Source organism: Lentzea sp. NPDC036949 (assembly GCF_055608075.1).
Genome location: NZ_JBVJRA010000006.1, coordinates 213689 through 237535, shown reverse-complemented (window position 1 = coordinate 237535; position 23847 = coordinate 213689). Strand labels below are relative to the sequence as shown.

The window sequence follows — 23847 nt, the reverse complement described above, 5'->3', positions numbered from 1 at the left end:
CGCGGTGGCGGACCATGGACGTTCGCACAACGATCGACCCGGGTTTCTGTGCGTTCACCCGGTTTCCCGCACGGTCAGACGAGCGCCCTCGTCACCGCCGTCGCCGCGACCGCGACCAGCACGACGACCAGCAGCGGTGCCTTGAGCAGCAAGGCGACCAGCGCGGCACCCAGTCCCGCGGCCCGTTCGTCGAGCTGGAAGTGCTGCCCGCTCGTGAACACCTGCACGGCGATCAGCGCCGACAGCACGACCGGTGACACGAGTGCCAGCACCCGTTTCGCCTTGTCCGAGGGCGTCCAGTTGCCCAGTGCGACCGGCCCGGCCGCCTTGATCACGACGGTGATCACACCCAGGACGACCACGACCCACCACACCGCGCTCATTTGACGAGTCCCATCAGGCAGACGAGGCTGGCGACCGCGATCGGCACGCCGGCCGGGGTGAACGGAACGAGCACCAGGGCCACCGCGACCGCCGTGAGCGCGGCGACGCGCGTGCGCGGTGAGTCGAGCTGGTTCCACAGCAGTGCGAAGAAGATCGCGGGACTGACCATGTCGAGCCCCCAGGCCTCGACGCTGACGTCCTTGAACGCCACGACCCCGATCGCCGTGCCCGCGAGCCACACGACGAAGACCGTCGCACCGGCCTGCAACAGCAACCGCGCGTCGTGCCCGCCGTCGGGCGTCCGGCTCAGCGCCCACGTCTCGTCGCCGAGGAGCTGCGCCTGCGCGGCCCGCGAGTACCAGGGGCCCCGGTAGGCCGTGGACGCCGTGACGCCCATCGGCAGGTACCGCAGGTTGAGCAGGACACCCGCGAGGATGGCGCTGAGCGCCCCACCCCCCGCCGCGAGCACCGCCGCGCTCCCGACCTGCGCCGCACCGCCGAACGTCGTCGCCGACATGACCAGCGCGGACTCGATGCCGAACCCGGCCGTCGTCGCCACGGCGCCGAAGGAGATCCCGAACAGGAACGCGGCCGTGGCCACCGGCGCGATGGCCTGCAGTCTGATCGTCCGCGCGCTCGTGTAATTAGCATCAGCCATAATGACTACTTACGCTAGGATGGCCGGGGAAAGGGGTCAAGATGCGCTTCGGTGATTACGCGGATCCGGTGGTGACGCTGGCCGAGGACGTCGTGAACTCCTACCGCCACAGCGTCGGCGTGGACGACCTCTCACCTGCTGTTTTGACTTCTCTCGCGCGTGCTCGCGGCTGGACCGGCGCTGACGCTTCTCCTGCGGACGTTGTGGCTGTCCGGTCGCTGCGGTCGCCGCTGCGGGCGGTGTTCGAGGCGCACTCGGTGGCCGCGGCGAACGAGCTGGTGGCGTCGTCGGGGCTGGTGCCGGAGCTGGTGGAGCACGACGGGCTGTCGTGGCACCTGCACCTGACGGGGGCCGTGGCGTTGCCGGCCTGGGTTGCCGGGCAGGCGGCGTTCGCGTTGCTGGCCGTGGTCGAGCAGGGCGGGGTGTCGCGGTTGCACCGGTGTGCGGGGCCGGACTGCCACGCGGTGTTCGTGGACCTGTCGCGGAACCAGTCGCGGGTGTTCTGCAGTCCGGCGGTGTGCGGGAACCGGGTGCACGTGAAGGCTCACCGGGCGCGGAAGGGCGTCAGCCCGCGTAGTCGGGGTTCGGCCTGAGCTCCAGCTTGATGTGGGTGAAGTCGACTCCGGCTTTATGGGCCACTGACGAGTAGTAAGCGGGATCGGAGAGCCGTCCGAAGTCGACGATCACCATCGCAGGCTTGCCGTGCGGCATGTTGCCCTCACGCGCCACTGCGTCCAGCAGGGTGTTGAAGTCACCCTCATCACCCCAACACACGTATCGGGTGCTCGTGCCATTGGTGGCGACGCAGTGCCCTGATATGTCACCGCGCGTTGTGCCGGGCTCCGGGTACCAGCCTGGTCCGCAAGCGGTAGTGACTATGTCGTCGATCGTCTGATAGCGGACTGGGACCAGATCGGCGAAAGGCCCCCGCCCGTAGAGCGCGTGCAGGGTGTGCTCGGATCGCCTGGCGTCGATCCACTTCCAGGCGTCCTCTGCGGTCATGTAGTTCAACAGCAGCCCGCCGATCGCCGGGTCCTCGATCCACTCGCTGATCACACGGTGCTTGTTCGACGAAACGAGCATCGAGTCGTGCTGCTCCGCGATCCTTCGATAGATGTCGGCGACCAGACTTCTCACCACTTCCGGTGGCATGAGCTCCGCGGTGGTGTTCTCGACGCGTTCGATCTCTTCGGCCGACTCCGGATTCACGTGCACGTCCGTCAGCGAGTCAGCCCGTCTGATCAGCTCTGACGCCGTGATCATGAACAGTCGGTGCCCAGTCGACCGCCGGAACTCCGCCATCAACTCCCACCGCGGCCCGCGCAGTTGCCCCTTGGCACGTCGCCACCAGTCGTCCTTCCCGTCACTGGTCACCAGCAGCACGTCACGGGGTCGTTGCGCAGCCTCCACCAGGATCTGTTTCCAGACCAGGTAGTCGCCCGCCCGTCCCTCCGCGTCGGGCTTGTCCTTGTCCAGGTACCCCGGCGGTTCCTTCGCCGCGATCCGGCGTTCGGCCTCCGCCACCGCGGCGTCGTGGTCGTCGACAGGCAGTGCGGCACCTGTCCGGCCCGCGACGATCGGTTCCAGCGTCGACACGATCGAATCGGCGTTCGTGTCGTGCGGGTGCGCGTTGGTCGCCGCCTGCTCGCTGATCGCGTGCCGGACCGCCTGGAAAGCGCCGTTCAACCGCGTGAGCAGCCCGTCCCGCTCGCCCTCCGGCAGGTAGATCCGGTTGCTCCACGCCCGCACCGCCTCCTCGGCGTCCTGGCGGGCCTTGTCCAACCTGGTGAGCGACTCCTTGGGCGTCTCACCCAGCTGGTCGATGACGGACTCGCGGTTGCGCCAGAACTCGCGCATGACCTGGTGCGGGACCCAAAGGCTGTCACCGAGGGACTGCATGACCTTGATGAGGTCGGCGCGCGTGGTGCTGTTGAAGCGGTAGAGGTTCAAGAGCACGTTGGCATCGAACACGACCATGCCGGTGGTCAGCGTCCGACGGTAGTCGTCCTCGGTAGCGGTCCGGTAGTCCTCGAAACCGTTGAAGATCCCACCCGTCACGGCCGGGAAGCGTACCGAAACGGAGCTTCCCGCATAGTGGATCAACGAGCGGGCTCACCCGATTGGCCTCTACGCTCCGTGCATGCGACACGTGCTCAAGGGCGCGGTGCTGTTCCTCCTGCTGGTGGCGACCGGGGCCGCGCCGGCGAGCGCGAGCCAGGAGCAGACCGTGGTCCGCGTCGGTACCGAGGGGACGTATCCGCCGTTCTCCTTCCACGACCCGGGCTCGCAGGAGCTCACCGGCTACGACATCGAGGTCGTCGAGGCGGTCGCGGCGAAGGCCGGGTGGCGGGTCGAGTTCGTGGAGACGCAGTGGGACGCGATCTTCCCCGCGCTCGACGCCGGCCGCATCGACGTCATCGCCAACCAGGTGTCGCGCAACGCCGAGCGGGACGCCAGGTACGGGTTGTCCGACACCTACACGTACTCGCGCGGGGTGGTCGTGCGCCGCAAGGGCGACGACCGGATCAAGTCGCTCGCGGACGTCAAGGGCAGGACGACCGCGCAGTCGAGCACCAGCAACTGGGCGAAGGTCGCCAAGGACGCCGGGGCGAACGTCGAGGCCGTCGAGGGGTTCGCGCAGGCCGCCGCGCTGCTCGTGCAGGGGCGGGTCGACGCGATCGTCAACGACAACATCGCGGTGCTCGACTACCTGGCGTCGACCGGGTCCAGTGACATCGAGATCGCCGGCGACGCCGGGGACGCGGGCAGCGAGCAGGTGCTCGCCTTCCGCAAGGCCGACGAGCAGCTCAGGGCGCAGGCGAACCAGGCGGTCCAGGCGTTGAAGGCCGACGGCACGCTCGGCACGATCTCGCAGAAGTACTTCAGGGCCAACGTGTCCGTGCCCGACGGCGGCGAGGCCGACCTCAGCCAGAACCGCGGGCCGCGCAGCACCTGGGAGGTCGTCCGGAGCACGGCGTGGCCGATGTTCGTGGGGCTGGTGAAGGTCACGGTGCCGTTGACGGCGCTGAGCTTCGCGATCGGCCTCGCGCTCGCCCTGCTCGTCGCGCTCGCCCGGATCTCCGGCTACCGGGTGCTGAGCGGGCTGGCGCGGGCGTTCATCTCGGTCATCCGCGGGACGCCGTTGCTGCTGCAGCTGTTCATCGTGTTCTACGGGCTGCCGCAGGTGGGGCTGAAGTTCCCGCCGTTCACCGCGGCGGTGATCGCGTTCAGCCTGAACGTCGCCGGCTACGCGGCCGAGGTGATCAGGTCGGCGATCCTGGCGGTGCCCAAGGGGCAGTTCGAGGCGGCGCAGACGATCGGGCTGGACTACCCGCAGACGTTGCGGCGCATCGTCCTGCCGCAGGCGGCGCGGACCGCGGTGCCGCCGCTGTCGAACACGTTGCTGTCGCTGCTGAAGGACACGTCGCTGGGGTCCGTGGTGCTGTTGACGGAGCTGTTCCGCGAGTCGCAGCTGGCCGCGGCGGAGAGCAACGAGTTCCTGGTGCTGTACTCGTTCGCCGGCCTCTACTACTGGGTGGTGTGCGTGGCCCTGTCCGGTGCCCAGAAACGTCTCGAAACCCGACTGAGCAGGTACGTGATCGCATGACCGAGCCCCGCATCCGAGTGCACGGCCTGGAGAAGTCCTTCGGCGACAACCAGGTGCTGCGCGGTGTCGACCTCACCGCGGAGCAGGGCACCGCGACCGTCCTCATCGGACCGTCCGGCTCCGGCAAGACGACGGTCCTGCGTTCGCTCAACGCGCTGGAGACCCCGGAACGCGGCGTCGTCGGCATCGACGACGTGGAGGTCGACTTCGCCGCCCTGCCCGCGGGTAAGGCCGGCCGTGCGCAGAAGGAGCGGCTGCGCGCGCAGAGCGGCATGGTGTTCCAGTCGCACAACCTGTTCCCGCACCGCACGGTCCTCGAGAACATCATCGAGGGGCCCGTCGTCGCGCAGCGCCGCCCGCGCGAGGAGGCCGTGGCCGACGCTCGCCGGCTCCTGGACCAGGTCGGCCTCGCCGACCGCGCGGACGCCTACCCGTCCCAGCTCTCCGGTGGTCAGCAGCAACGCGTCGGCATCGCGCGGGCACTGGCGCTCAAGCCGCGGGTCGTGCTGTTCGACGAACCGACCTCGGCACTGGACCCCGAGCTGGTGGGGGAGGTGCTCGCGGTCATCAGGGACCTGGCCGCGCAGGGCTGGACGCTGGTGGTCGTCACGCACGAGATCCGGTTCGCCGAGCACGTCGCGGACCAGGTGCTGTTCCTCGACGGCGGGCTGATCGTGGAGCACGGGCCCAGCGCGCAGGTCATCGGCGACCCGCGGGAGGAGCGGACGCGGCGGTTCCTCAAACGGGTCCTCGACCCGGGCTGACGTCCAACCGGCACGGCGGCGCCGGCGGACCTCAGCGCCTGATCCCGGACAGCACGCTCGCCACCATCGCCATCACCACCGCGCTGATGATCGCCGCCACCCCGCCGACCACCGGTTTCGGCATCGGCTGCACGTCCGCGACCGGCTCCGGCGCGGCCGGGACCGGCTCGGCGGGCGCCGGCTGGGCCACCGGCGGCTGGGGCGCGGGTGGCTGGACCGCAGGCGGCTGGACCACCGGCGCCGGCACGGGCTCGGACAGGGAGGCGACCCGCACGTCCGCCGAGGCGCTGATCGCCGTCCCGGTGGCGGCGCTGGACACGAGCAGCCGGGTGTTCAGCGGTGCGGCGGCGACGCAGGTGTAGGTGAGGCGTTCGCCGGGTGCGAGGACGGGGATGTTCCGGCGACAGGACACCGGTTCGCCGGTGACGCGCACGTCGGTGATGGGCATCGCCGACGGGTTGCCGACGGTCACGGTGATCGTCACCAGTTCGCCCTCGCGTGCGCTGTCGGCGGACCAGACGGCGGTGATGGTCAGCCTCGGGTAGACCACGGTGTACTGCGCCGACGCCTCGGTGCGGACCGTGCCGCCCAGCTGGTCCGCGGCCGTCACGGTCACCACCGCGCTGCCGCTCTCCTCGCCCGCGACGACCGTGCACTCCACGGTGGACGAAGCGCCGGGGTCGAGCCGCGGGACCGTGCCGCAGTCCGCGGAGGCCCGTGCCGAGACGCTGGACAGCACCGCGTCACCGGTGTTGGTGACGACGGTCGTGAGCGTCAGCTGCCCACCGGGCAACACCGTCGAGGGTGATGCCGTGGCCGACGCCTTCAGCGCCGGGTGCAGCACGTCCACCGGGGTCGTGGCGCGGGCGGTCAGCGGGTCGCCGGCGAGCGACCGGCCGGACACGTCGGTGACCGCGGTGAAGTCGTCCTGCCCGGCCTTCGACACGCAGGTCCGCGACACCGAGGCGTGCGGTGCCAGCTCTCCCGCGTCCTGACCGCACACCACGACCGCCGCGGCGGGCGCGTCACCGGCGTTGGTCACCACGGCGGTCCGGCTGACCTCGCCGCCGGGGTACGCGGCCAGTGCGCCGGGGGTGACGGTCACGGTCAGGGCCGGCAGCGGGAACGACCACGCCAGGCTCTGCACCAGGAACGCGTCCTCGTCGCGGGCGAGGGTCAGCTCGGCGGTGCGCGCACCCGGTGGGAGCTGCTCGCTCGACACGGACAGGGTGCGCGCGTCGACGCTCATGTTGTTCAGCGCGGCCGGTGCCACCGCGCCGTCCGCCGCCGAGACGAAGAAGTTGTCGCGGTCGCCCAGCGCGGAGCCGTTGACCAGCAGGCGGTCGCCGCCGGTGCCCCAGTCGCCCTCGTAGCCGACGACGCCGAACCGGGTCACGCCACCGGCCGCGCGGGTGGGGGAGACCTGGGTGCGGATGGTGTTCACGGCGGTGGTGAGGCGGACGTGACCGCCGTGCACCACGACCCGGCGCTGCGCCGGAGCCGCGGGGACAGCGGTGGCGAAGCGCCACACGACCGTCACCGACCAGCCGCCGAAGCAGTCGGGGCCCTGCGGTGTCCAGATGTTGCCGGCGGTGATCTCGGCGCTGCCGTGGACGGCGGCGAAGCGGGCCGTCACGTCGGCCTCCGCGCTGTAGAACCGGTTGTCGGTGTGCCCGATCGAGCCGGGGTCGTCGACCACCGCGGTGAACCGGTCGACCACGCCCGAGGTCCCGTTCACCACCAGGGTGACCGGCTGGGTGCGCGGGTCACCGGGCGGCGCCTCGCCGTTCAGGCAGCGGGCGTTGCCCGCCCAGCCGAGCTTGGCGTAGGCGACCTCGGCGCCGTCCGGGATCGTCACGCGGGCACGCGAGGAGTTGAACGTGGCCGGGTCGGCGTCGACGTCGGCCCACACCATCCGGTGGTTGTTGTTGAGGGCGCCGCGGCCCTGGCCGACCCGGCGCTGCGCGTCCACGCAGGCCTGCGGCGGGTACCTGGGGTGCGGCCCCGCCTGCTCGGGCGTCGGGCACGTCACCACCGCGTTGCCGACGACCGCCATGTCGCCGTAGACCGCCGCGTCGAACTGCGTGTGCCAGGTCTCCGCCGCTCTGGAGGGCGGCGCCGGCGCGAACAGGGCGAGGAACACCCCGATTGCGGACAGGACGACGACAACGCGCACGCGACCACTCCTCACCGGACGGGCGCGGGCCAGGATGGCACATCCGCCGGGAACGCGAGCACCGCGAACCTCACCGTCCGTAGAGGACTGAACGGCCTCGGTTCCCTGGTTCGGGTGGACAACCGCGTGCCGTCACCCGGACGGTTGACCCCGGAAGGCACCCAAACCGGCTCCCACCACTCGACCGGGTCGCAACCACCACCGCAAAGCGTGATTCGCGGGCCCCGTCCTGGCGGGCCGCCACCGGACTGTGCCCATGATGGACACCGCACTCCCGACAGCGAAGGACCCGGCCGCATGCTGATGATCCTCGCCATCACCGGCGTGGCGGTGGTGGTCACCGTGGTCGTGACCGTCCTGGTCGGACGGTCGAGGGACCACGAGCAGGCCGACGACCGCGACGCCGACTCGCGCGGCTTCCTCGGCGCGGTGCTGAGCGGGCTCTTCATCGTCGCGCTCGCCTTCTACACGGTGATCGTGTGGGAGGACGCCTCGTCGGTCGAGGACACCTCGTCCGCGGAGGCCGCCGCCATCGCCGACTCCTACTGGCAGACCGCGGTTCTCCCGCAGCCGCAGCGCGACCGCGTCCGCACGCTGCTGCGCGACTACGCCAAGTCCGTTGTGGACAACGAGTGGCCGCGGCTGGCCGAGGGAGCCACCGACGAGCGCACCGACCGCGTGCTCGACGCGCTGCACCTGGAGGTCGTCAGCCTCCCCGCGACGCCGGAGCAGGTGAAGAGCGCCAGGGACAGGATGGTCGAACGCGTCCGCGACATCCGCGACCAGCGCCGCGAACGGGTCGACGCCGCCCAGGGCCTGAGCACGACCGGACAGATCATGCTCGCCGCCACCCTGGTCGGTGCCGTCGCCATGATCGTGTTCCCGCTGCTCATGGGTTTCACGGCGCGGGCACGGCACGTCGTGCAGATCGCGATCACCGCGGGTGTCCTCGCCGCGGTGTGCGCGGTGTGCGTCGGCATGTCGCACCCGTACAAGGGGTGGCTGCAGGTCGGACCGGACGCGTTCGTGAGCGTCTTCGAAGAGCTGGACAAGATCCCGGCCGACAAGAACCCCTGAGCACCGGCGTAAATGCGTCGACAGCGCCCACGGTGCTCGGCAGAGTGGTTGCCCGTGACGAGCAGCGAACTGTGGAGCCGGGCCACCGCCGACCGCTACGACGCCGAGGAGACCGAAGCGTTCTCGGCTGCCGTCCTCGGGCCGGCGCTCGCCTTCCTCGCCGGCCTCGCGGGAGACGGCCGGGCACTGGAGTTCGCCATCGGCACCGGGCGGGTGGGCGTTCCGCTGCGGGAACGCGGCGTGCCGGTGGTGGGCATCGAACTGTCCGAGCACATGGCGGCGGTGCTGCGGCGCAAGGTCGACGAGGACGTGCTCCCGGTGGTCATCGGGGACATGGCCACCACCGTCGTCCCCGGTGAGTTCAGCCTGGTCTACCTGGTCTACAACACCATCACGAACCTGCTCACCCAGGACGAGCAGGTCGAGTGCTTCCGCAACGCCGCACGGCACCTGGGGCCCGGCGGCCGGTTCGTCATCGAGCTGGGGGTGCCGCCGCTGCGCTTCCTGCCGCCCGGTCAGGTCGCGGTGCCGTTCGACGTCTCCGAGCAGCACCTCGGCTTCGACACCTTCGACCTGGTCGAGCAGGTCCTCGTCTCGCACCACCTCACCCGCGACGGCGACGACGGCCGCTACCGCCGCGGCAGCTCCCGGCACCGGTACGCCTGGCCGGCGGAGCTCGACCTGATGGCCCGGATCGCCGGGCTCGAGCTGGAACGCCGGGTCGCGGACTGGGACGGGACCCCGTTCACCCAGGACTCCGCGAAGCACATCTCCGTGTGGCGCAAGCCGGTCTGAGACCGCGGCAGCACCCTCCCGGGGGTGCTCAGAACGTCAGGCGCGACACGATCCGGTACCGGTCGCCCCGGTAGATCGAGTGCACGTACTCGACGTTCCGGCTCTGGGCGTCCGTCGTCAGGCGTTCGAACAGCAGCGCGGGCGCCAGCACCGGCACGGCCAGCAGCGCGGCCTCGGTGTCGTTCGTGACGGTCGGCTCGATCGACTGCACGGCCTCGGTCACGTGCACGTCGTGCTCGCGCAGCCGTTCGTAGAAGTCACCGGACTCCATGTCGTGCAACGTCAGGCCCGGTGCGACCGCGACCGGCACGTGCAGGTGCTCGATCGCCATGGGCTCGCCGTCGACCAGCCGCAGCCGGGCGATGTAGTGGATCTCGGCGGCCGGGGAGACGTGCAGCCGGCGGCCGACGCGGGCGCCGGCGGGGATCTTGGCGTGCTCCAGCACGCGGCTCGACCACGTGCCGGAGGCGGCGGGCGCGGTCATGGCGTGCGAGTCGGACACCAGCTCCTGGGTGATCTTGGCGCGGGCCACGAACGTGCCGCGGCCGTGCTGGCGGACCAGCAGGCCGAGGTTGACGAGCTCCTCGACGGCGCTGCGGACCGTCGGCCGCGACACCGAGAGCTGCTGGCACAGCACGCGTTCGGCCGGGATCGGGGCGCCGGTCGGGTGCGTCTCGATGAGCTCCAGCAGGTGGTCGCGGACCCGCTCGCGCTTGAGGATCGGCTCTCCCATGGCACCTCCGCTGGCTGGGCGGCCAGTATTGCATACCACTGGTAAGTACCTGGTCCGTCGAAGATCGAGAGCGCTCTCACGCGTCTAACCAGGCTATTGACGTGCGAAGTGGTCTATGCCACTTTCTACCTCACCCATCGGACCTGACCAATTGGTCACATCACTCCGGAGAGGTGAGCCGTGCCGCGTCGCTCTGCCGCCCTGCTCGTGCTGGCTCTCGCGCTGTCCGCCTGCGGAACCTCCGGCGGGGGAGGTGGGGGCAGGGAGGAGATCACCGTCTGGCTGATGAGGGACACCGCGACCGACGAGTTCGTGCAGCGGTTCGAGACCGAGTTCGAACGCGAGCACACCGGGTTCGACGTCAAGGTCCAGATCCAGGAGTGGAACGGCATCACGCAGAAGGTGACCAGCGCGCTGGCCAGCACCGACCCGCCCGACGTGATCGAGGTCGGCAACACCCAGGTCGCGCAGTACGTGGCCAGCAAGGGCGTCACCGACCTGAGCGACAAGAAGGCCGAGCTGGGTGGTGACGACTGGGTCCCGGGTCTCGCCGAACCCGGCGCGGTGGACGGCAAGCAGTTCGGCGTCCCGTTCTACGCGGCCAACCGGGTGGTGATCTACCGCAAGGACCTCTTCGCCGCCGCGAACGTCACGCCGCCCACGACCCGCGCGGAGTGGCTGGAGACCACGCGCAAGCTCGACCAGGGCGACCAGGGCGACCAGCAGGGCATCTACCTGCCCGGCCAGAACTGGTACACCCTCGCCGGCTTCGTCTGGGACGAGGGCGGCGACCTCGCGCAGGAGTCGGGCGGCAGCTGGAAGGGCGCGCTCAACACCCCGCAGGCGTTGGCGGGCATGGACTTCTACAAGCAGCTCCAAGCACTCGGCGACGGTCCCAGGGACTCCGACGAAGCCAAGCCGCAGCAGACCGACGTCGTCGCCACCGGCAAGGTCGCCCAGTACATCGCGGCGCCCGGCTCGGCGAAGCTCGTCGCCAAGGCCAACCCGGCGCTCGCCGACCAGCTCGGCTTCTTCCCGGTCCCCGGCAAGACCGCCGACCGGCCGGGCGCGGTGTTCACCGGCGGCTCCGACCTGATCATCCCGCTCGCGTCGAGCCGGCAGAGCGGTGCCTACGAGGTCGTCAAGGCGCTCGCGGGCGAGCAGTGGCAGGTCGAGCTCGCCAAGACGATGAACTACGTGCCGAACCGCAGGTCGCTCGCCACGAAGATCGGTGACGACCCCGGCACGACCGCCATGGCCAAGGGCGCGGCCAACGGGCACGCCACCCCGAACTCGCCGAACTGGGCCGCCGTCGAGGCGCGCAACCCGATCAAGGAGTTCCAGACCGCCGTGCTGACCGGCACCGACCCGGCCACCGCCGCGGCGCGGGCCGACGCGGTGATCACCCAAGCCCTCAACTCGGGCAAGTAGTGGCGACGCTCGTGGTGGAGCGGCCGGTGACAGCGGCCGCTCCACCCTCCCCGAAGCGCCGCAAGCGCGTGGTGCTGCCGTACCTGCTGATCGCGCCGACCGTGCTCACCACCGCGTACCTGCTGGTGTACCCGTTGGTGCGCAACGTGGTCATCTCGTTCCAGCGGTTCGGGCTGCCCGAGCTGGTGCGCGGCGACGCGCAGTTCGTCGGGTTCGCCAACTACGCCGAGGTGCTGGCCGACCCGGAGTTCTGGGCCGTGGTGCGCAGGACGCTGTGGTTCACCGCGGTCAACGTCGTGCTGATCATGGTGCTGTCCACGCTGGTCGCGTTGCTGCTGATGCGGCTGGGGAGGTGGTTGCGGCTGCTGGTGATGGGCGGGCTGGTGCTCACCTGGGCCACGCCGGTCATCGCGGCCACCACGGTGTTCCAGTGGCTCTTCCAGTCCCGGCTGGGCGTGGTCAACTGGCTGCTCGTCGCGCTCGGGTTCGAGCAGTACCGCGACTACACGTGGTTCGCCGACGGCGAGGCCACGTTCGGCATCCTCGTCGGCCTGGTCGTCTGGCAGTCCGTGCCGTTCGCCGCCTTGTCGTTGTACGCCGCGATGGTCACAGTGCCGACTGAACTGTACGAGTCGGCGCGGATCGACGGCGCCGGCGCGTGGCGGGTGTTCACCACGATCACCTTCCCGCTGCTGAGGGCGATGTTCGGCCTGGTCACGTGCCTGGAGGTGATCTGGGTGGCCAAGGCGTTCGTGCAGATCTGGGTGGTCAGCCAGGGCGGGCCCGGCCAGTCGACGACGACGCTGCCGGTGTACGCCTTCCAGGTCGCGCAGTCGTTGCAGCGCTACGACCTCGGCGCCGCGGTGTCGATGCTCATGGTGCTGCTGCTGGTGATCGCGCTGCTCGCGTACTTCCGCGTGCTCTACCGGCAGGAGCGGGAAGCATGACCGGGCGGGTGCTCAGGACGGTCGCGGCGCTCGTCGTGTTCGCCGTGGCGGTGTTCCCGGTGTACTGGATGGTGCTGACCGCGATCAAGCCGACGCGGGACATCCAGAGCGCGACACCGACGTTCCTGCCGGTGTCGGTCACGTTCGAGCACTTCGGCACCGCGGTCTCGGCGCAGGGCTTCTCCTCGTTCTGGCGCAACAGCCTGCTCGTGGCGGGCGGCGCGGTGCTGCTGGCGCTGCTGGTGGCCCTGCTCGCGGCCTACGCCGTGGCGCGGCTGCGGTGGCGGGGGCGGCGGGCGTTCGTTCTGATGGTGTTCATCGCGCAGATGACGCCGTGGGAGGCGTTGCTGATCCCGATCTACGTGATCGCGCGCGACACCGGCATGCTCGACACGCTCTGGATGCTCACGCTGGTCTACTTCATGATCACGCTGCCGTTCACGATCGTCACGCTGCGCGGGTTCCTCGCGGCCATCCCGCCGGACCTGGAGGAGGCGGCGCTGGTCGACGGCTGCTCGCGCGGGCAGGCGTTCCGGCGGGTGGTCTTCCCGCTGCTCGCACCGGGGTTGCTGGCGACCTCGCTGTTCGGGTTCATCACGGCCTGGAACGAGTTCGCGTTCGCCAACGTGCTGATCATCAAGGACCAGGACGACCGCACGCTGCCGGTGTGGCTGTCGTCGTTCCAGAACACCTTCGGCACCGACTGGGGCGCCACGATGGCCGCCTCGACGCTGTTCATGCTGCCGGTGCTGCTGATCTTCGTCGTGCTGCAGGGCCGGGTCACGACCGGCATCGTCGGGGGAGCGGTGAAGGGATGACACCAGTGCTCGTGCCACAGCCCATGCGCGTGGTCGCCAGGGGCAAGGGGTTCACGCTCACCGCGGAGACCGGGATCAGGCCCGCCCCCGGTGCGGAGGGCGCCGCGCGGCTGCTGCGCGCGGTGCTGCGACCGGCCACCGGGCTGCCGCTGCCCTCGACCGCCGACGGGCGGATCGTCGTGGCGCTGGACGAACGGCTCGTCGGGCTCGGCGCAGAGGGCTACGCGCTGACCGTCAACGAGCACGGCGTCCTGCTTCGCGCCGGCACGACCGCCGGCCTGGGGCACGGCGTCCAGACGATCCGGCAGCTGCTGCCACCGCAGGTCTACCGGTCCACGCGGGTGTCCGATGTGGACTGGGTGCTGCCGGGTGTGGACGTGCGGGACGTGCCGCGGCTGCCGTGGCGCGGGCTGATGCTCGACGTCGCACGGCACTTCCAGCCGGTGCACGTGCTGCGCCGGTTCGTCGACCTGATGGCCGTGCACAAGCTGAACGTCCTGCACCTGCACCTGACCGACGACCAGGGCTGGCGGCTGCCGGTGCCCGGCTACCCGCGGCTGACCGAGGTCGGCGGGTGGCGGCCGGAGACGAACGGCGACGGCGTCCCGCACGGCGGCAGCTACACGCGCGCCGAGCTGGAGGGGCTGGTGGCGCACGCGGCCGACCGCGGGGTGCGGATCGTGCCGGAGGTCGAGATGCCCGGTCACGCCCGTGCCGCCATCGCCGCCTACCCCGAGCTGGGTGACGGGCGGAACCTGCCGGTCTGGACCGGCTGGGGCATCAGCGACTCGGCGTTCAACCGGGACGCGGTGCGGTTCTGCCGGGACGTGCTCGCCGAGGTCGTTGACATCTTCCCCGGTCAGCACGTCCACATCGGCGGTGACGAGTGCCCGCTGCCGGAGGAGGAACGGGGCTGGTTCCTGCGCCAGGCCGTGGAGTTCCTGCTGGACAACGGCCGCACACCGGTCGCGTGGGAACCGACCGGCGACCCGCGGTCGGTCGTGATGCCGTGGCGCGACGCCGACCAGGCCGTGGCGGCGCTGCGACGCGGCCAGGACGTCGTGATGGCGCCGCACACCTCGACCTACCTGGACTACCCGCAGTCCGACTCGCCCGGCGAACCACCGGGCCAGCCCGGTTTCGTGGTGACCGCGCAGGACGTCTACCACGTGCCGCTGCCCGAGGGCGTGCTCGGCGCCCAGTGCCAGCTCTGGACCGAGCACGTCCGCACCCGCCACCACCTGGAACACCAGGCCTTCCCCCGCCTGGCCGCCCTCGCCGACACGCTCTGGGCCGCCACACCGTCGTGGGAGGGCTTCGTGACCCGCATGCGGCCGCACAACGCCCGGCTCGCCGAGCTGGGCCTCCGTCCACTCCAGACCAGAGAGGAGCTCGTCTCCCGGTCCACCCCTGCCGTACCCAGGAGAGACTCGTGAAGAAACGCACCCTGACCGCACTCACCGCAGCCGCGCTGACGGTCGCGGGCCTCGCGACCGCGCCGTCGGCGTTCGCCGCCGACGCCCTCACCGCGCACCACCGCACCAGCGCCGCCGCCGCGTCCGTCGACCAGGTCGAACCGTGGCTGAAGGTCGTCAACACCGGTACCACCACCGTTCCGCTGTCCGAGGTGAAGGTCCGCTACTACTTCCGGTCCGACACCCCGGACGTCGGCTACCGGTTCGCCTGCTCGTGGGCCGTGCGCGGCTGCGGCAACGTCACCGGCCAGTTCGGCACCCTGTCCGGCGGCCCCGCCGACCGCTACCTGGAGGTCGGCTTCACCGCGGGCGCCGGCACGCTGAGCCCCGGCACCGACACCGGTGACCTGCAGCTGCGGTTCTACCGCAGCAACTGGAGCCGGATCGTCCAGAGCGACGACTACTCCTACCGCGCCGACTCGACCTACTCGGCGTGGAACCGGGTGACCGTGCACCGCGGCGGCACCCTGCTGTGGGGCACCCCGCCCGGCGGCACCGGCCCGACGACGAGCACGACGACCACCACGCCGTCCAACCCCGGCAGCGGTCCCGCGCTCTTCGACGACTTCAACTACGCGAGCTCCGGCGACAGCCGCATCGCCCAGCGCGGCTGGACCGTGCGCTCCGGCGGTGGCGGTCCCGGCGTGCCGGGTGCCACCTGGGACCCGTCGCGGGTGACGTTCCCGACCGTGGGCGGCCAGAAGGTCATGCGCCTGGACTCGTGGAACAACGGCTCGGCCGCCGCGCAGACCGAGGTGTTCCACCAGCGCAAGTTCTTCGAGGGCACCTACGCCGCGCGCGTGAAGTTCTCCGACGCCCCCGTGTTCGGCCCGGACGGCGACCACGTGGTGCAGACGTTCTTCACCATCACGCCGCTGAACGCGCCGATGGACCCGAACTACGGTGAGCTCGACTTCGAGTACCTGCCCAACGGCGGCTGGGGCGAACCGGCCAACATCATGTACGAGACGACCTGGGAGACCTACCAGAACGAGCCGTGGGTGGCCGACAACGTCCACACCGAGCAGCGGCAGAGCTGGGCGGGCTGGCACGACCTCGTGATCCAGGTCGGCGGCGGCCGGGTGAAGTACTTCATCGACGGCACGCAGGTCGCCGACCACGGTGACAGGTACTACCCGGAGACGCCGATGTCGATCAACTTCAACCTGTGGTTCATCTCCGGCGGCCTGGTCGGCAGCGGTGCGGAGCGGGCCTACCAGCAGGAGGTCGACTGGGTGTACTTCGCGAAGGACCGCGTCCTCTCGCCCGCGCAGGTGACGTCCGCGGTGAACGGCTACCGCGGCTCCGGCGTGGACCACGTCGACAACGTGTGAGTGCCCCCGGGCCCGGAGATCCGCGCTGTCAGCGCGGGCTCCGGGCCCTTCGCCGTCTCCACGTCGGCTTGCAGCGCGCGCAGCTGCGGGGTGATGTCGTCGGGGTGTTCGACGTGGAAGTGCCGCAGCTCCAGGCCTTGCGGTGCGGTGGTCGCGGGTGACGGGGTGGTGCCCCAGCTGATCAGGAACGGGATCACACCGCCCTGCAGCGCGTTCGTGGTGAGGCGCCAGGTGACCAGGCCACCCTCCGGGGTGCGCCGCTGGCCGTCGATGACGGGTCCGGGGTCGTGGCCGTTCGCCGCCGCGTGGTCCCGTGCCGCGTCGATGTCGTCGGTGGCGAGGGCCCAGCCGACGAGACCGGGCCCGGTCATGCCGTCCACGCCGAACGGCCGGGGCAGGGCCGGCTCGGGTTGCGCCGGGTCGGGGGCGATGAGCTCCAGGTAGGTGTGCGGGCCGAGGGCGAGCAACCGGTTGTGGGTGCCCATGCCGACGTGCTGCCCGCCGCCGGCGGCGCGGACGCCGAAGAGCCGCTCGAACTCGTCGACCCCGGCCTCCAGGTCCGGGACCGCGTACACCAGGTGGTCGATCCGCACGAGCGCCTCCTTCAGTCCGTCTTGGCGAGGTATACCCACGCGGGGCCGGAACCGAGCGCCACGAGCACGCGCCGGTAGTCGTCGACCTCGTACACGTCCGCCGCGGCCAGCTCCTCGGCGGTGACGGTCAGGACGGTGCCCTTGGTGGTGTCGGCGGGGTCGCCGGTGCGGCGGACGATCGGGTGCCGGTCGGTGCCGCTGACCGCGACCACGTCCGGGTCGGTGATCGTGACCCAGTCCTGCCGGTGGCCGGGCAGCAGGTCCGGCTCGCCCGCGAGCACGCGGCCGAAGCGTTCGCGTTGCACCGCCTCCAGCTGCAGGGTGCCGTAGGAGAACAGCCGGGCGGTGGCGCCGGCCGGGCCGCCGATGCGGCGCAGCACGGGGTGCGCGACGTCGTCGTTGCCGACCACGACGGTGGCCCTGCCGACGGGGTTCGCCTCGGCGAGGTACCGGCGGCTCGCGGCGTGGTAGCGGTGCTCGAACGTGTGCGCCGCCTCCGCCGCGCCGCCCAGCAGTTCGGCGTCCCGCCGGGTGCCGCGGGTCTTGGCGACCTCGAACGCCGTGTCGACGAAGACGACCTCGTCCCAGGTCAGGTCGCGTTGCAGGAAGCTGCCGTCCACGACGAGGACGAGGTCGTCGGCGGCGGTCAGCGGCGGTTCGTCGACCGGGGTGTCGGCGCGCAGGTCGAGGATGCGCTCGCGGTAGCGGCGGTCACCACCGGGACCGAGCGGGCCGAGGACCTCGCGGGCGACCGCGGCGAAGTCGTAGGCGTCGGCGTAGTAGCCGTCCGCGGAGTCGCGGCCCCGCCGGTGGCGGTGGGCGCGCGGGTGGTGGAAGCCGTCCATGGACAGGTGGGCGGCGGGACGGCCCCGCTCGGCGACGGCGGCGGTGAGCTCGCGGGCCAGGGTGGTCTTGCCGGCCGCGGTGACGCCGTCGACGGCGACGCGCAGCGGGTGTCCGGGGTCCCGGCTCGCGAGGTGGTCGGCGATCCGGGCCACGACCCTGGCCCGCGCCGTGGAAGTGATCATGGGATCAGGGTACGGGCGGGGGGTGAGCGGGACGCGGGGTGCCAGGGGTGCGCCTGGGAGCGGGACGCGGGCGCGCTGGGGGTGTGCGGGGGTGCGGGGCGGGCTGGGCTGAGCGGGACGCGGGGTGCGCGGGGTGCGGGCGCGCTGGGGCGCGCGGGATTGCGGGACGCGGGCGCGCTGGGGGTGTGCGGGGGTGCGGGGCGGGCTGGGCTGACCGAGACGCGGGGTGCGGGGGCGCTGGGGCGGGCGGGATTGCGGGACGCGGGTGCACCGGCACGCGGGTGCGGTGGCTGGCGGGGGCAGGACGCGCGGTGGTGCGCCGGACGGGCGAGCACCCGGCGGTGTGTTCCGCAGAAGCCGCAATCGGGTGGCCCTTGTGTCCGCAGGCGCGGGACATAGGATGCGCATCATGCCGAATCTGCGGATCACCGAGGCCGCCGCCCTCCTGGGTGTCAGCGACGACACCGTGCGCCGGTGGGTCGACCAGGGGCGGCTCGCGGCCACCGTGGCCGAGAACGGGCGCAAGGCGATCGACGGCAAGGAGCTCGCGGCGTTCGCGCAGCGGGTGGCCGAGGGCACCGAGGCGGGGACGACGGTGGCGGCGTCGGCGCGCAACCGGATGCGGGGAATCGTGACGCGCGTGCTCAAGGACGGTGTGATGGCGCAGGTCGAGATGCAGGCGGGGCCGTTCCGGGTCGTGTCGCTCATGAGCAGGGAGGCCGCGGACGAGCTCGGCCTCGAGGCCGGGAGCGTGGCGGTCGCGTCGATCAAGTCCACCCACGTCGTCGTCGAGATCCCGGAGGCCTGACCGTGCGTCGTCCGCTCGTGGCACTCATCGCACTGGGGCTCGCGGGGTGCGGGTCCGCCGAGCCGGCGGCCGGGGGGATCGGCGGGGACGTCACGGTGTTCGCCGCTGCGTCGCTCACCGAGACGTTCACGGCGCTGGGCAGGGACTTCGAGGCCGCCCACCCCGGCACGAGGGTCAGGTTCAACTTCGGCGGCAGCTCGGCGCTCGCCCAGCAGCTCACCAACGGCGCGCCCGCTGACGTGTTCGCCAGTGCCGCGCCCGCGAACCTCCAGCAGGTCGCCGACACCGGGGCGATCACCGAGGCGCCGCGCACGTTCGCGAGGAACAGGTTGCGGATCGTGGTGCCCAAGGGCAACCCGGGGAAGGTCACCGGGCTGGCCGACTTCGCCGACCGGGGCCGCAAGATCGCCCTGTGCGCGGAGCAGGTGCCGTGCGGTGCCGCCGCCAAGAAGGTCTTCGGCCTCGCCGGGGTGACCCCGCAGCCGGACACGCTGGAGCAGGACGTCAAGGCGGTGCTCACCAAGGTCTCGCTCGGTGAGGTCGACGCGGCCCTGGTCTACAAGACCGACGTCCAGGCCGCGGGGGACAGGGTCGAGGGCATCGCTTTCAGCGAAGCCGACCAGGCCGTCAACGACTACCCGATCGCGCCGCTCGCCAAGGCCCCCAACGCCGCCGCTGCCCGTGCCTTCGTCGAGCTCGTGCTGTCGGAGAAGGGCCGGTCCGCGCTGAGCGCCGCCGGGTTCGACGGGCCGTGACCAGGCGTCACCGGCTGCCGGTCGTCCTCCTGCTGCCCGCGCTGCTCGGGCTGGCGTTCCTGCTGGTGCCGCTGGCCGGGTTGCTGGTGAAGGCGCCGTGGACCGAGCTGCCGGGGCTGCTCAGCGCCGAGGTCGGGGAGGCGTTGCGGCTCAGCCTGGTCTGCGCGTCGCTGGCCACCGCGCTGTGCCTGGTGCTCGGCATCCCGCTGGCCTGGCTGCTCGCGCGCTCGGGGCTGCCGGGGCGGGGGTTCCTGCGTGCGCTCGTCACCGTGCCGCTGGTGCTGCCGCCGGTGGTGGGCGGTGTGGCGTTGCTGCTGGTGCTGGGGCGGCGCGGGCTGGTCGGGCAGCACCTGGACGCGTGGTTCGGGATCTCGCTGCCGTTCACGACGGCCGGGGTGGTGCTCGCGGAGGCGTTCGTGGCGATGCCGTTCCTCGTGATCTCCGTCGAGGGGGCGCTGCGGGCCGCCGACCCGCGGTTCGAGGAGGCCGCCGCCACGCTCGGGGCGTCGCGGTGGCTCACGTTCCGGCGGGTCACCCTGCCGTCGGTGCTGCCCGGTGTGGTCGCGGGCGCGGTGCTGTGCTGGGCGCGGGCGCTGGGCGAGTTCGGTGCCACGATCACGTTCGCGGGCAACTTCCCCGGCGAGACCACGACCATGCCGCTGGCCGTCTACCTCGCCCTGGAGACGGACCCGGACGCCGCTGTCGTGCTGAGCGTGGTGCTGCTGGTGGTGTCCGTGGGCGTGCTGGCCGGTCTGCGCGACCGGTGGATCAGCGGGCCGTCATGACCCTGACCGCTTCTCTGCGGGTCACCCGCGCGCACTTCGACCTGGACCTCGACCTCACCATCGCCCCCGGCGAGGTGGTGGCGCTGCTCGGCCCGAACGGCGCGGGCAAGACGACCGCGTTGCGCGCACTGGCCGGGCTGCAGCCGCTGACCGGCGGGCGGATCGCGGTGGGGGAGTCGGTCTGGGACGGTCCGGGCCGGTACCTGCCGGCCGAGGAACGCCCGATCGGCGTGGTGTTCCAGGACTACCTGCTCTTCGCGCACATGTCGGCGCTGGAGAACGTCGCGTTCGGCCTGCGCGCACGGGGCACCCGCAGGGCCGAGGCCCGTGCGGTGGCCGCGACCTGGCTCGACCGCGTCGGCCTCGCGGGCCACGCCGGGGCGAAGCCGCGCGCGTTGTCCGGCGGCCAGGCCCAGCGGGTGGCGCTGGCCCGTGCCCTCGCCACCGGCCCGAGCCTGCTCCTGCTCGACGAACCGCTGGCCGCCCTCGACGCGAGCACCCGCCTCCAGGTGCGTGCCGAGCTCGGCCGGGTGCTCACCGGCTTCACCGGTCACACCCTGCTCGTCACGCACGACCCGCTCGACGCCATGGTGCTGGCCGACCGCCTGGTGATCCTGGAGGACGGCCGCGCCGTCCAGGAGGGACCGCCCGCGGAGGTCGCCCGCCGCCCGCGCACCGACTACGTGGCGAACCTCGTCGGCCTCAACCTCTACCGCGGCACCGCCGACGGCACCGCGGTGGCGCTGGACGAGGGCGGCACCCTGGTCGTCGCCACGCCCGCGCACGGCGCGGTGCACGTGGCGTTCCCGCCCACCGCCGTGGGCCTGCACCTCGACCGGCCCACCGGCAGCCCGCGCAACACGTGGCCGGTGACCGTGGCCGCCGTCGAACAGCACGCCCACACCACGCGGGTGCGGCTGGACGGGGCGCCGTCGGTGCTCGCCGACATCACGACGGCGACCCTCGCCGAGCTGCGGCTGCGGCCGGGGGACGAGGTGTGGGCGGCGGTGAAGGCGACCGAGACGCACACGTACCCGGTCTGACCCCCACCGCCGTCACGACCTCCCCGCCGCCGCTCAGCGGTGGTCGTGCCCGCACAGCAGCGCTGACCCGAGCGCCGTCCGCCGGTGCAGCACGGACAGTCCCCGCCGGACCGTCGTGAGCAGACCCGCCTCCCGCAGCACGGTCGTGTGCCGGCTGACCGCGGACGGCGACGCCCCGAGCCGCGACGCCAGCTCCGTGGTCGTCGCGCCCGTGCCCACCGCCGCCAGCACCGACGAGCGGGTGGTGCCCAGCAGCGCGGCCAGCGCGCCCTCCGGCCGGCTGCCGGAGGAGAGCTGGCGGCGCCACGTCCAGTCGTGGTGCACCGGGTAGACGAGCGTGGGCGGCAGACCGGGGTCGGCCAGCGCGACCGGTGTGCGGCGGCAGAAGTACGACGGCACCAGCCGCAGGCCGCGGCCGCCGAGGTGCAGGTCGCGGTCGTAGGAGTACTGCACCTCCAGCACGGGTGGGCGCCAGTTCATCAACGGCCACATGCCGCGCAGCAGGCCCTCGACACCGTCGAAGCCCGCGCGGTGCACGCGGTCGGTCTCCACCGCGTCCTCGACCAGGTCGGTGTACGGCTCGATCACGGCGCAGTGGTAGCGGGCGAGGGTGCCGGTGAGGTCCTCCAGTGCCGCGCCGTCGCCCTCCACGAGCGGACGCGTCCACTCCGGAGTCGGGCGGATCGCGGCCAGCAGCGAGAACTCCGCGCGCAGGCGGGCGCGCGGAGTCGACCTGATCGCGGCGAGCGCGCTGGACAGCCCGTGCGCACCCTCGGGCGGTGTGAGGAAGTCCGGGAAGTAGGGGCCCAGCGGTGCCAGCACGGACAGCACACCCACGCCGGCGCGGACCGCCTCCCGCGCGGGGCCGCGCCGGACCGCGCGCAACCACGGCTCGAACAGCAGGCCGCTGTCCCGCTCGGTCAGCCGCAACCAGCTGAACACCATCTCCCACAACGGATCGACGTGATCCGCGACCTGCGTCCGCTCCAGATCTCCTGCCGAGAAATGGATACGCAGCAAAAGCAACCTCCCCCTGAACAGGTCACCGCCAGCAACCGTACCGGGGGAGTCAATCCCTTGTGCCGCACCCGTCTGCGGGTCGTGGTCTCCCGGCGCCGCACCGGCGCTCAGGCGCCGAACCAGCGGGGCAGCACCTCCTCCAGGTCGTCCTGGTCGTCACCGGCCCACGCGACGTGCCCGTCCGGCCGCAGCAGCACGGCGGGCACGTCCAGCTCCTCGCTCACGTCGACCACGTGGTCGACCCGGTCAGCCCAGCCCCGCGCCGAGAGCCTGCCGGTCTGGTCGAGCAGCAGGCCGCGGGCGGTGCGTTGCAGCTCGAACAGGCGGCCGTCCTTGAGCCGCACGTCCTTCAGCCGCCGCCCGACCAGCGGGTGGTCGCTGCCGAAGTCGTAGCGGATGCCGACCGCGGTGATCTTCTCGATCAGGTGGCGGGTGACGCCCTCCAGGTCCATCAGCTCGCCGAGCAGCCTGCGCACCGCCTGCGGACCCGGTTCCGGTGTCATCAGCTGCACCTGCGCGCGGGTGTTGTCCAGCACGGCGGCGCCCACCGGGTGCCGTTCGGCGTGGTAGCTGTCGAGCAGGTCGGCGGGCGCCCAGCCGCGGACCGCCGCGGCGAGCTTCCAGCCGAGGTTCACCGCGTCCTGCACACCGAGGTTGAGGCCCTGGCCACCGGCCGGCGGGTGCACGTGGGCCGCGTCGCCCGCCAGGAACGCCCGGCCGGACCGGTAGCGCTCGGCCTGCCGGGTCGCGTCGCTGAACCGGGACGTCCAGCGCGGCGAGTGCACGCCGAAGTCCGTGCCCGCGACGGCGACCAGGCGGCGCCGGAAGTCGTCCAGGGTCGGCGGCGTGCGGTCCTGCCGGACGTCATCGGCCGAGACGACGACGCGGAACGTGTCGCCCATCGGGCCCACGCCGAACCACGGGTTGGTCCTGCGGATCTCCGCCACCCGCGCCGTGAGCTCGTCGAGCGGCATCGTCACCTGCATCTCGCCCAGCAGCGTCTCCAGCCGGGCGGGTTCGCCGGGGAAGCCGATGCCGAGCAGCTTGCGGACCGTGCTGCGGCCGCCGTCGCAGCCCACCAGGTAGCGGCCGCGCACCGTGCTCCCGTCGGCCAGCGCGGCCGTCACGCCCTCGTCGTCCTGCGTCAGGCCCACGACCTCGCTGCCGCGCCGGACCTCGGCGCCCAGCCCGACGGCGTGCTCGGTGAGCAGCCGGTCGGTCAGCGGCTGCGGGATGCCGAGGATGTAGCCGTGCGCGGTGTCCATGTCCGCGGGCCACGGCTTGAGGATGCCGGCGAAGAACCCGCCCGCTTCGTGCTTCGTCCCCAGCTCCAGGAACTTCTCCAGCAGCCCCCGCTGGTCCATCAGCTCGATGCTGCGCACGTGCAGGCCGAGCGCCCGCACCACCGGCGTCGGCTGCTGCTCCCGTTCCAGCACGACCACGCGCACACCGTGCAGGCGCAGCTCCCCGGCCAGCATGAAGCCGGTGGGCCCGCCGCCGACGATGATCACGTCATACATGTGTTGCTCCCCCGTTCACCAAGCAATGCGCGGTGAAGTGTGGGGCAGGCACAGGGTCTTGTGGCAAGGCCCCCTGTGCGCTATATGTTGAAGTGG

General features: G+C 71.9%; 23 protein-coding genes. 14 read left to right on the top strand and 9 right to left on the bottom strand.

Going from position 1 to position 23847, the window contains the following annotated elements:
• Window positions 1-74: 74 nt before the first annotated feature.
• Both ACZ7CD_RS18965 and ACZ7CD_RS18960 read right to left on the bottom strand, forming a co-directional pair.
• The gene (locus ACZ7CD_RS18965; protein ID WP_360389705.1) at window positions 75-383 is read right to left on the bottom strand and encodes an AzlD domain-containing protein; all 309 of its coding nucleotides are present in this window, start codon (window positions 381-383) and stop codon (window positions 75-77) included.
• Complete coding sequence (locus ACZ7CD_RS18960; RefSeq protein WP_360389702.1) at window positions 380-1042, bottom strand: AzlC family ABC transporter permease; 663 nt, start codon at window positions 1040-1042, stop codon at window positions 380-382. Before ACZ7CD_RS18960 ends, ACZ7CD_RS18965 begins: the two co-directional genes overlap by 4 nt.
• 41 nt (window positions 1043-1083) lie before the next feature.
• Here ACZ7CD_RS18960 and ACZ7CD_RS18955 point away from each other — a divergent pair, with 41 nt between their 5' ends.
• Window positions 1084-1635, top strand: a complete 552-nt coding sequence (locus ACZ7CD_RS18955) for a CGNR zinc finger domain-containing protein (protein WP_470370370.1) — start codon at window positions 1084-1086, stop codon at window positions 1633-1635.
• Here the strand turns inward: ACZ7CD_RS18955 and ACZ7CD_RS18950 are convergent.
• Window positions 1607-3145, bottom strand: coding sequence for a PIN-like domain-containing protein (locus tag ACZ7CD_RS18950; RefSeq protein ID WP_470379367.1), 1539 nt, complete (start codon window positions 3143-3145; stop codon window positions 1607-1609). The two genes, ACZ7CD_RS18955 and ACZ7CD_RS18950, sit on opposite strands and share 29 nt — an antisense overlap.
• 37 nt (window positions 3146-3182) lie before the next feature.
• Between ACZ7CD_RS18950 and ACZ7CD_RS18945 the strand changes: the two genes are divergently transcribed.
• Both ACZ7CD_RS18945 and ACZ7CD_RS18940 read left to right on the top strand, forming a co-directional pair.
• Window positions 3183-4649: an ABC transporter substrate-binding protein/permease gene (locus ACZ7CD_RS18945; protein ID WP_458431717.1), complete on the top strand. Its 1467-nt coding sequence runs from the start codon at window positions 3183-3185 to the stop codon at window positions 4647-4649.
• A complete protein-coding gene (locus ACZ7CD_RS18940; protein ID WP_470379366.1) occupies window positions 4646-5413 on the top strand; it encodes an amino acid ABC transporter ATP-binding protein in 768 nt (255 codons plus the stop codon). Before ACZ7CD_RS18945 ends, ACZ7CD_RS18940 begins: the two co-directional genes overlap by 4 nt.
• A gap of 31 nt (window positions 5414-5444) precedes the next feature.
• Here the strand turns inward: ACZ7CD_RS18940 and ACZ7CD_RS18935 are convergent, their stop codons facing one another.
• Window positions 5445-7589, bottom strand: coding sequence for a hypothetical protein (locus ACZ7CD_RS18935; protein ID WP_470379365.1), 2145 nt, complete (start codon window positions 7587-7589; stop codon window positions 5445-5447).
• A 297-nt stretch (window positions 7590-7886) separates the two neighbouring features.
• Between ACZ7CD_RS18935 and ACZ7CD_RS18930 the strand changes: the two genes are divergently transcribed.
• Together ACZ7CD_RS18930 and ACZ7CD_RS18925 are read left to right on the top strand one after the other, a co-directional pair.
• On the top strand, window positions 7887-8666 hold the full coding sequence (locus ACZ7CD_RS18930) for a bestrophin-like domain (RefSeq protein ID WP_458431720.1): 780 nt from the start codon (window positions 7887-7889) through the stop codon (window positions 8664-8666).
• Between the two features lie 54 nt (window positions 8667-8720).
• Window positions 8721-9461 carry a class I SAM-dependent DNA methyltransferase gene (locus tag ACZ7CD_RS18925; protein WP_458431721.1) on the top strand — a complete coding sequence of 247 codons (741 nt, stop codon included), beginning with the start codon at window positions 8721-8723 and terminating at the stop codon, window positions 9459-9461.
• A 28-nt stretch (window positions 9462-9489) separates the two neighbouring features.
• Here the strand turns inward: ACZ7CD_RS18925 and ACZ7CD_RS18920 are convergent, their stop codons facing one another.
• On the bottom strand, window positions 9490-10194 hold the full coding sequence (locus tag ACZ7CD_RS18920) for a GntR family transcriptional regulator (RefSeq protein WP_360389679.1): 705 nt from the start codon (window positions 10192-10194) through the stop codon (window positions 9490-9492).
• Between the two features lie 180 nt (window positions 10195-10374).
• Between ACZ7CD_RS18920 and ACZ7CD_RS18915 the strand changes: the two genes are divergently transcribed.
• From ACZ7CD_RS18915 to ACZ7CD_RS18895, 5 genes are read left to right on the top strand one after another with little or no spacing between them, the layout of a single operon-like run.
• A complete protein-coding gene (locus ACZ7CD_RS18915) occupies window positions 10375-11625 on the top strand; it encodes an extracellular solute-binding protein (protein WP_470379364.1) in 1251 nt (416 codons plus the stop codon).
• 26 nt (window positions 11626-11651) lie between these two features.
• Window positions 11652-12572, top strand: coding sequence for a carbohydrate ABC transporter permease (locus ACZ7CD_RS18910; protein WP_458431723.1), 921 nt, complete (start codon window positions 11652-11654; stop codon window positions 12570-12572).
• On the top strand, window positions 12569-13390 hold the full coding sequence (locus tag ACZ7CD_RS18905; RefSeq protein ID WP_360389670.1) for a carbohydrate ABC transporter permease: 822 nt from the start codon (window positions 12569-12571) through the stop codon (window positions 13388-13390). The genes ACZ7CD_RS18910 and ACZ7CD_RS18905 overlap by 4 nt, the downstream gene beginning before the upstream one ends.
• Entirely contained in the window at window positions 13387-14826 is a 1440-nt protein-coding gene (locus tag ACZ7CD_RS18900) for a beta-N-acetylhexosaminidase (protein ID WP_360389667.1), read from the top strand. Before ACZ7CD_RS18905 ends, ACZ7CD_RS18900 begins: the two co-directional genes overlap by 4 nt.
• On the top strand, window positions 14823-16199 hold the full coding sequence (locus ACZ7CD_RS18895) for a cellulose binding domain-containing protein (protein WP_470379363.1): 1377 nt from the start codon (window positions 14823-14825) through the stop codon (window positions 16197-16199). The genes ACZ7CD_RS18900 and ACZ7CD_RS18895 overlap by 4 nt, the downstream gene beginning before the upstream one ends.
• Here the strand turns inward: ACZ7CD_RS18895 and ACZ7CD_RS18890 are convergent.
• Both ACZ7CD_RS18890 and ACZ7CD_RS18885 read right to left on the bottom strand, forming a co-directional pair.
• Entirely contained in the window at window positions 16160-16792 is a 633-nt protein-coding gene (locus tag ACZ7CD_RS18890; RefSeq protein ID WP_470373606.1) for a VOC family protein, read from the bottom strand. The genes ACZ7CD_RS18895 and ACZ7CD_RS18890 overlap by 40 nt on opposite strands.
• An 11-nt stretch (window positions 16793-16803) precedes the next feature.
• A complete protein-coding gene (locus tag ACZ7CD_RS18885; protein ID WP_470379362.1) occupies window positions 16804-17820 on the bottom strand; it encodes a gamma-glutamylcyclotransferase in 1017 nt (338 codons plus the stop codon).
• A 409-nt stretch (window positions 17821-18229) separates the two neighbouring features.
• Between ACZ7CD_RS18885 and ACZ7CD_RS18880 the strand changes: the two genes are divergently transcribed.
• Genes ACZ7CD_RS18880 through ACZ7CD_RS18865 form a run of 4 tightly spaced genes read left to right on the top strand, consistent with a single transcriptional unit; the run spans window position 18230 to window position 21211 of the window.
• Complete coding sequence (locus ACZ7CD_RS18880; RefSeq protein ID WP_360389658.1) at window positions 18230-18628, top strand: TOBE domain-containing protein; 399 nt, start codon at window positions 18230-18232, stop codon at window positions 18626-18628.
• A 17-nt stretch (window positions 18629-18645) separates the two neighbouring features.
• Window positions 18646-19383 (top strand): molybdate ABC transporter substrate-binding protein, encoded by a 738-nt coding sequence (modA, locus tag ACZ7CD_RS18875; RefSeq protein ID WP_470379361.1) that lies wholly within the window; start codon window positions 18646-18648, stop codon window positions 19381-19383.
• Entirely contained in the window at window positions 19380-20168 is a 789-nt protein-coding gene (gene modB, locus ACZ7CD_RS18870) for a molybdate ABC transporter permease subunit (protein ID WP_360389656.1), read from the top strand. Before modA ends, modB begins: the two co-directional genes overlap by 4 nt.
• Window positions 20165-21211 (top strand): ABC transporter ATP-binding protein, encoded by a 1047-nt coding sequence (locus ACZ7CD_RS18865; RefSeq protein WP_470379360.1) that lies wholly within the window; start codon window positions 20165-20167, stop codon window positions 21209-21211. Before modB ends, ACZ7CD_RS18865 begins: the two co-directional genes overlap by 4 nt.
• Window positions 21212-21244: 33 nt before the next feature.
• Here ACZ7CD_RS18865 and ACZ7CD_RS18860 read toward each other — a convergent pair whose 3' ends face one another.
• Window positions 21245-22156, bottom strand: coding sequence for an ArsR/SmtB family transcription factor (locus ACZ7CD_RS18860; protein WP_360389650.1), 912 nt, complete (start codon window positions 22154-22156; stop codon window positions 21245-21247).
• A 182-nt stretch (window positions 22157-22338) separates the two neighbouring features.
• The gene (gene rox / locus ACZ7CD_RS18855) at window positions 22339-23751 is read right to left on the bottom strand and encodes a rifampin monooxygenase (RefSeq protein WP_470379359.1); all 1413 of its coding nucleotides are present in this window, start codon (window positions 23749-23751) and stop codon (window positions 22339-22341) included.
• Window positions 23752-23847 lie beyond the last annotated feature (96 nt).

Excerpts from the sequence above, each read along its gene's own strand:
- ACZ7CD_RS18885 (WP_470379362.1), bottom strand. The coding sequence starts at position 17,820 with ATGATCACTTCCACGGCGCGGGCCAGGGTCGTGGCCCGGATCGCCGAC.
- ACZ7CD_RS18945 (WP_458431717.1), top strand. The coding sequence starts at position 3,183 with ATGCGACACGTGCTCAAGGGCGCGGTGCTGTTCCTCCTGCTGGTGGCG.
- ACZ7CD_RS18955 (WP_470370370.1), top strand. The coding sequence starts at position 1,084 with ATGCGCTTCGGTGATTACGCGGATCCGGTGGTGACGCTGGCCGAGGAC.
- ACZ7CD_RS18960 (WP_360389702.1), bottom strand. The coding sequence starts at position 1,042 with ATGGCTGATGCTAATTACACGAGCGCGCGGACGATCAGACTGCAGGCC.
- ACZ7CD_RS18880 (WP_360389658.1), top strand. The coding sequence starts at position 18,230 with ATGCCGAATCTGCGGATCACCGAGGCCGCCGCCCTCCTGGGTGTCAGC.
- ACZ7CD_RS18965 (WP_360389705.1), bottom strand. The coding sequence starts at position 383 with ATGAGCGCGGTGTGGTGGGTCGTGGTCGTCCTGGGTGTGATCACCGTC.
- ACZ7CD_RS18920 (WP_360389679.1), bottom strand. The coding sequence starts at position 10,194 with ATGGGAGAGCCGATCCTCAAGCGCGAGCGGGTCCGCGACCACCTGCTG.
- ACZ7CD_RS18900 (WP_360389667.1), top strand. The coding sequence starts at position 13,387 with ATGACACCAGTGCTCGTGCCACAGCCCATGCGCGTGGTCGCCAGGGGC.
- ACZ7CD_RS18930 (WP_458431720.1), top strand. The coding sequence starts at position 7,887 with ATGCTGATGATCCTCGCCATCACCGGCGTGGCGGTGGTGGTCACCGTG.
- ACZ7CD_RS18940 (WP_470379366.1), top strand. The coding sequence starts at position 4,646 with ATGACCGAGCCCCGCATCCGAGTGCACGGCCTGGAGAAGTCCTTCGGC.
- ACZ7CD_RS18860 (WP_360389650.1), bottom strand. The coding sequence starts at position 22,156 with ATGGTGTTCAGCTGGTTGCGGCTGACCGAGCGGGACAGCGGCCTGCTG.
- rox (WP_470379359.1), bottom strand. The coding sequence starts at position 23,751 with ATGTATGACGTGATCATCGTCGGCGGCGGGCCCACCGGCTTCATGCTG.
- ACZ7CD_RS18865 (WP_470379360.1), top strand. The coding sequence starts at position 20,165 with ATGACCCTGACCGCTTCTCTGCGGGTCACCCGCGCGCACTTCGACCTG.
- ACZ7CD_RS18905 (WP_360389670.1), top strand. The coding sequence starts at position 12,569 with ATGACCGGGCGGGTGCTCAGGACGGTCGCGGCGCTCGTCGTGTTCGCC.